The sequence below is a fragment of the Belnapia moabensis DSM 16746 genome, from assembly GCF_000745835.1.
GTDB classification, from domain to species: Bacteria; Pseudomonadota; Alphaproteobacteria; order Acetobacterales; family Acetobacteraceae; genus Belnapia; species Belnapia moabensis.
In genome coordinates this window covers 1-3,865 of the sequence record NZ_JQKB01000197.1, presented here as the reverse complement: position 1 = coordinate 3,865, position 3,865 = coordinate 1, and the positions used below count along the sequence as shown (strand labels likewise).

Here is a 3,865-nt window from a genome sequence, read left to right as displayed (position 1 = left end):
CCGATCCAACGATGACACTGACGGTCTGGGCCATAGCCGGAGAATTCCACCGCAGCGGCCCGCTGTGAATCCTCCGTCTGGGTCAGTGCACTAGTTCCGCCAATTTGCCACTTCCGAGCAGCGACCCGGCGCCGGTGCCCTCGCGCTTCTGGGACACCGTACCCACCACCTGGTAGCCCAGTGTCTTCACCAGGCGTCCCAATTCCTCGAGGCTGGCTTCGTGGGCGACGTCGTCTACCTCAGGCGTCTGGATGCCAACGAGGACGGCGAGCGGAACGGGGGGCTTGGTTTCCATGGCGGTGGGTTAGCACGGACTGAGCCGAAACCTCGAGCCTCGAGCGGGTCGCTCCGGTCTGTGCAGCGCGCCAGTGCCCCAGGAGTCCAGGGAGGGGGTTTATCTCAATCGTACGTCTCGTGGTTCCATCATCACGGCAGTGCTGCTCGACATGATAGGGAAGAACATACACGCCAAAGTCCGGTCAGCGCGTTTCGAAGCCCGCTTTAGAATGAAGGTGGAGCGGTCGTACTCGACCCAAAGCGGACCCACCCGACGGCAATCTGGATGGCCGGGCTTAGCCGAAAGCGGACAGGCACCTTTCGGAGCCTGAAGGCCGAAAGCAGATCTTCTTCGCATGAATGGCACCGCTGGGTCCGACTCTGGCCAACTACCGGAGATATCAGGCGGCATCGTTCGCGCCGTCGGTCAGTGTCCGGGATGTGGAGAGCGGCGCCGCCGAGGAAATGGGGGCATCGGACGTCCCGGTCACCGCGAGAATGGCTTCCACCACCTGATCGGTGGCGACGTGATGGACCATGTGCCCGGCGCCCGCCACGATCTGCAGGGTGCTGTCGGGCATTGCCGCGCGCAGCCGCTCTGCGAGGTGGTAGCTGACGATCTTGTCGCCGTCGCCCGCCATGATAGCCACCGGTATCGCCAGCTCGCCGTAGTGGGCCTGCAGACTCCTCGCGCTCGGCACCATCATCGCGCCGTCCACGCAGGTCGCCCGGATTTGCCACGGCCGCAGCGCCAGAGCGTTGGAATACTCGGCCTTGAAGCGCACCGTGACCGGCGCGGGGGCGAACATGGCGAGCTTGGTCAGCGGCATGGTGAGCCAGCCGAAGATAGGCGAGATGGTGTAGCGTAGAATGTCGCCCAGCACGGGAGTCGCCCCCGGCGCTACCATTAGCGCATCCAGCCGGAAGGTCGGGAAGTAGTAGCCCGAGAGCAGCACGAGCCCGGCCGTATCGGCCGGGTGCCGGATGGCGAGCGCGAGGGCTACCAACGTCCCCCAGGAATGCCCGACGACGACCGGCCGCTCCACCTGCAACTGCTTCAGGGCATTGTGCAGCAGCTCGGCCTGCTCGAAGGCCACCCAGGGGCGCCAGCGCGGCCGTTCGCTGTAGCCGTAGCCGGGCCGGTCGAAGATGACGACGCGGCAGGTTCCGAGAAGGCGCTCGGCGACGCCGCTCGTGTTGTAGTCGTCCCCGGTCACGGCGTTGCCATGTACCAGGACGACAGGCCGCCCGCTACCGCGGTCGCTGTAGTGAAGCCGCACGCCGTCCACTTCGAGGAAGGCGCCCTTGGGCGGATTGCGCCGCTCCGCCCATCGCGCGGCGGCGTAGTTCAGTGCCGCCAGGACGGCGAGGATGACGGCAACGGCGAGCAGGATGCCCTGCCAGGTCCAGGGGTCCTGCATGCTTCCGGAGAAGTTCATGTCTTTGTCTCACCTGCTGGAGGCCGAATGGGCCACCTCCACCGCTGCGCGCGGCATAACGGAGCGGGGACGCCGCCGAAGGGTTGCCGTCCGGAGGCCAAGCACGGGAGGCGCACCGCTTCACTGACCTGCGCCTGCCGGGCGGCTGAGGCAACAGCCTCCACGGCATTGGCCACCACACCAGCGGCGCCGTGATGCACCATGTGGCCTTGCCCCGGGACGACCCGCAGCGTGCTCCCTGGCAGCTCGCGGTGCAGGCGGACCGAGTGCAGCCCGGGATCCACAATGCGGTCCTCGGCGCCCGCCACGATCGCCACTGGTAGCCGCAACTCTCCGTAGCGATGCTCGAACCCCGCGGCCGACGGCATAAGCAAGCCACTGTCCTCCGCGCTGGCCCGGATGTGCTCGGGGCCGAGGGTCAGCCGAACCGGAAATCCCGCGGCAAAGCGCGGCGGCACCGGCGCCGGGTCGAATGCCTTGGCGATCAGAACGGGCGAGAGCAGCGCGCTGAGCACGGGCGCGACCGTGTAGCGCATTGCATCCCCCAGCACCGGGACCGCAGGAAGCGCCGCAAGGGCGGCGGCCGGGCGGGGAACCGGGTAGTAGTAGCCGGACACCAGCACGAGGCCAGACACTGCGGCGGGGCGGTCGAGCGCCAGGGCGAGCGCGACGAGGGTGCCCCAGGAGTGCCCGACTACGACCGGCCGCTCGACCCCGAGCCGCGCGAGCGCCGCCGCGAGCACCTCTGCCTGGGCCTCCGGCGTCCATTCCCGGTCGCGTGGCCGCTCGCTACGGCCGTAGCCGGGCCGGTCGAACGCCAGAACCCGATGGGGCCCGGCGGTGAGGTCGAGCAAGCCGCTGGTGGCGAAGTCCTCGATCATGGACCCGTCGCCATGTAGCAGCACAACGGGCGGATCGCCCGACCCTCGCTCGACAAAGCGCAGCTTGACGCCGTTCGCCTCCACGAAGTGCTGCGGGAGCGGCGCTGAATCCCGCTGCCCATGCGGCTGAACCTCGGCGCCTGCCGCGGTAGGGCCCACCTCCGGGGCAGTGCATGCCTGCAGGGTCAAGGCGGCCAGGGCCGTGGCAAGAACCACGCCGATCCTGGCCAGTCCCCGCCTGGATCGAGGAGGCACCCGACACTGGGCGCTAGCCCGGGTGACATCAGCGGCTATCAGGGCGTCACCTGGGGCGTATTCGGGGCCAAGGCTCCCGCGGCCGGGGTTGGACCATAAGATGTGAGCTCCTCAATGGTTAAGCAGGACAACCGGTCGCATCCATCACAGTTCCGGGCGCGCACTTGGGACCAAGTGCGCGCCCGGGAGTTCTGCCACCGGAGGTGCCGATGTCGGATGGCTGGACATGGAAGGGAGCGGGCGCTCCGTGGACGCTTGCGGCCGCCCATGGCGTGTGGGTGGTCTCCGAGCTTCGGGCGGGCGGCCGAGCCGAGCTCCGCTACGCCTCCTTTGACGAGGAGGGCCGCCTTCCGGTCGCGCCCCTGCCCATTGGCGAGTTCGCCTCCGCTGGGGACGCCAGGCTCGCGGCCGACCTCTACGAGGCCGCGGAGCCGTCGAAGCTGCCCAAGAACCACCTAGTGGACGCCCTCCTACCTGGATGCGGTGAGACCGAGATCCTGGCGCCGGACGGGCGCAGCTTTCTGCTCTCATTCTCGGGCGAGGCGGTGACCCTCAGCCGCGACGAGGGTAGCGGCAGGTCCGAATGGGCTCGCCTGGACCAGCCTCGGGCATCCGGGGACGGACCCGAATACACGCGGCCGCCCGGCCACGAGGAGCCAGCGGAGCTGGATCTCGCCATCATGCTCAGGCTCGTGGGCAGGACGAGCGCCGCCATGAAGTGAGCGCCGTTGCGCAACAAGCATGCTCCAAGCATTAACCCCCATCCGACTCGGCCATCGAACAGCTGGCTGGGCACGTCCGCTTTCGGGAACGCCGCTGTGGTAAGCTGATGACCGACATAGGCGTTGAGCAGCCTTTACGGACAGCACACCTATGTCTGCTTCCCGCCCGTTTCGGAAGCTTGCCACTCACCCCGAAACGGGTTCTTACAGCTGAAGTGGACCTTTGGCTCAGCTTGTCGCTGGCAGGCTGCTATTCGAGGAAGCTGCGGAGTGCCCGCGACCGTGTTGGATG

4 protein-coding genes are annotated in these 3,865 nt (G+C 67.9%); 1 reads left to right on the top strand and 3 read right to left on the bottom strand.

Annotation, left to right across the window (positions count from 1 at the left end):
- Nucleotides 1–82 precede the first annotated feature (82 nt).
- From EP26_RS30020 to EP26_RS30010, 3 genes are all read right to left on the bottom strand, one after another.
- Nucleotides 83–295, bottom strand: a complete 213-nt coding sequence (locus EP26_RS30020) for an HflX-like GTP-binding protein (protein ID WP_043344966.1) — start codon at nucleotides 293–295, stop codon at nucleotides 83–85.
- Between the two features lie 382 nt (nucleotides 296–677).
- Nucleotides 678–1,715, bottom strand: coding sequence for an alpha/beta fold hydrolase (locus EP26_RS30015; RefSeq protein ID WP_157033948.1), 1,038 nt, complete (start codon nucleotides 1,713–1,715; stop codon nucleotides 678–680).
- Complete coding sequence (locus EP26_RS30010) at nucleotides 1,712–2,680, bottom strand: alpha/beta fold hydrolase (RefSeq protein ID WP_169747550.1); 969 nt, start codon at nucleotides 2,678–2,680, stop codon at nucleotides 1,712–1,714. Before EP26_RS30010 ends, EP26_RS30015 begins: the two co-directional genes overlap by 4 nt.
- 380 nt (nucleotides 2,681–3,060) lie before the next feature.
- Between EP26_RS30010 and EP26_RS30005 the strand changes: the two genes are divergently transcribed.
- Nucleotides 3,061–3,573, top strand: coding sequence for a hypothetical protein (locus EP26_RS30005; RefSeq protein WP_043344965.1), 513 nt, complete (start codon nucleotides 3,061–3,063; stop codon nucleotides 3,571–3,573).
- Nucleotides 3,574–3,865: the final 292 nt, after the last annotated feature.